Annotated in this window: 2 protein-coding genes; both read right to left on the bottom strand. The window is 74.2% G+C overall.

The window, feature by feature from the left end; translation table 11 throughout:
• Window position 1 precedes the first annotated feature (1 nt).
• Window positions 2–1186, bottom strand: coding sequence for a thiolase family protein (locus H5J29_RS31670; protein WP_181784600.1), 1185 nt, complete (start codon window positions 1184–1186; stop codon window positions 2–4).
• A gap of 165 nt (window positions 1187–1351) precedes the next feature.
• The coding region (locus H5J29_RS31665) for a hypothetical protein (RefSeq protein WP_181784599.1) at window positions 1352–1689 on the bottom strand (338 nt) is incomplete at its 5' end.

Here is a 1689-nt window from a genome sequence, read left to right as displayed (position 1 = left end):
GTCAGGCACCCGGGACCTCGATGACGACCGCACCGCCCTGACCGCCGCCCGCGCACATGCTCGCGACACCGATGCCGCCGCCGGAACGGCGCAGCTCGTACACCATCGTCGTCAGCATCCGAGCGCCGCTGGCGGCGACGGGGTGGCCGAGGCTGCAGCCGCTGCCGCTGGTGTTGACCCGCTCGGGGTCGATCCCGAGGGCGGCGCAGGCCGCCAGCGGCACCGAGGCGAACGCCTCGTTGATCTCCCACAGGGCGACGTCGTCGACCGTGAGGCCGGACCGGCGCAGGGCCAGCGGGATCGCCGAGACCGACGCCATGCCCGTGCGGGCGGGGTCGACCCCGACCGACGACCACCCGACGACGCGGCCGAGTGGGGTCAGGCCCCGCTCGGCGACCAGGTCGTCGGCGGCCAGGGTGAGCGCGGACGCCGCGTCGTTGACGCCGCTGGAGTTGCCCGCGGTGATCGAGAAGCCCTCGATCTCCGGGTGCAGGGGCTTGAGCGAGGCGAGCTTCTCCAGCGTGGTCGTCCGCCGGGGGTGCTCGTCGCGGGAGAACTCCACGACGGAGCCGTCGCGCTGCGTCGCCTTGACGGGGACGATCTCGTCCTCGAACCTCCCGGCGTCGATGGCCGCGACGGCCCGCCGATGGCTGCGCAGCGCCCACTCGTCCATCTGCGCGCGGGTGAGGCCCGCCTCGACCGCGGCGTTCCAGCCCACCGTGATCGTCATGTCGCGGTTGGGCGCCTCGGGGCTGTCGACGTGGGTCGGCGAGAACCAGGGGTCCTCCACCTCGTCCGCCGTCCCCAGCACGCGGCGGCGCGTGACCGGCGCGGTCGAGCTCGACTGGGTGCCACCCGCGATGACCGCGCGCTCCATGCCCGCCCGGATCCCCGAGGCCGCCGTCGCGACGGCCGACAGCCCGGAGGCGCAGTGCCGGTTCAGCGCGAGCCCTGGGACCGTGGTCATCCCCAGCGTCAACGCCACGTGGCGGGCGATGTCGCCGCCGCCGTAGTAGTTCTCGCCGAGGTGGACGTCGTCGATGTCGGACGCCGCGAGCCCGGATCTGCGCAACGCCTCCCCGACGGCGATCTCGGCCAGCGCGAGCGCGTCGGTCTCGGTCAGGGTTCCCCTGTGCGCGGTGCCGATCGGGGTACGGCACGCAGCGACGATCATCGCCTCGGTCATCGGTGTCCTCGCGAGTCGGAATGAGTGCACTTCTTTAGCAGACGATGCCCGACGCACCCGCGCCGCGCAACGTCCACCGGAGTCGGGTGCACCACGCGCCGCGGCGGCCCCGGGCGGGTTCCCCGAGACCGACGGACCGTGGTGCCCCCGTCCACCGCTTCGTGCTCAGGACCTGCCGAGCACGCGATCGGCGAAGGCCCGGAAGCGCTCCGAGGCGATCAGCCCGGACTGGATCTCCGCGGCGTCGGCGAAGTGCTCGGGCGAGGGCCAGTTCGCCGCCCGCTCCAACCCGACGTAATGGCCGAGCACGTCCCGCTCGATCGCGCCGAACGTCGCCGCGCGGTCGAGAGCGGCGTCGAGCGCGGGCCCGTCGGTCGCCTCCCCGATGCCCAGGCGCGCGCACTCCGCGCCCGTCACCCGGTCCCCCGCGGCCAGCAGCTCCCAGACGAGGCCCGGCCTGATCCGGGCCAGCATCCCGATGCCGCCGGGCTGCCACAGCACGT

Source organism: Pseudonocardia pini (genome assembly GCF_013870575.1).
GTDB classification, from domain to species: Bacteria; Actinomycetota; Actinomycetes; order Mycobacteriales; family Pseudonocardiaceae; genus Pseudonocardia; species Pseudonocardia pini.
Note: the sequence above shows the minus strand (reverse complement) of the source record. Positions and strands in the feature narration are given on the sequence as shown.

Coding starts and splice junctions, on each gene's coding strand:
- H5J29_RS31670 (WP_181784600.1), bottom strand. CDS start 1,186: ATGACCGAGGCGATGATCGTCGCTGCGTGCCGTACCCCGATCGGCACC.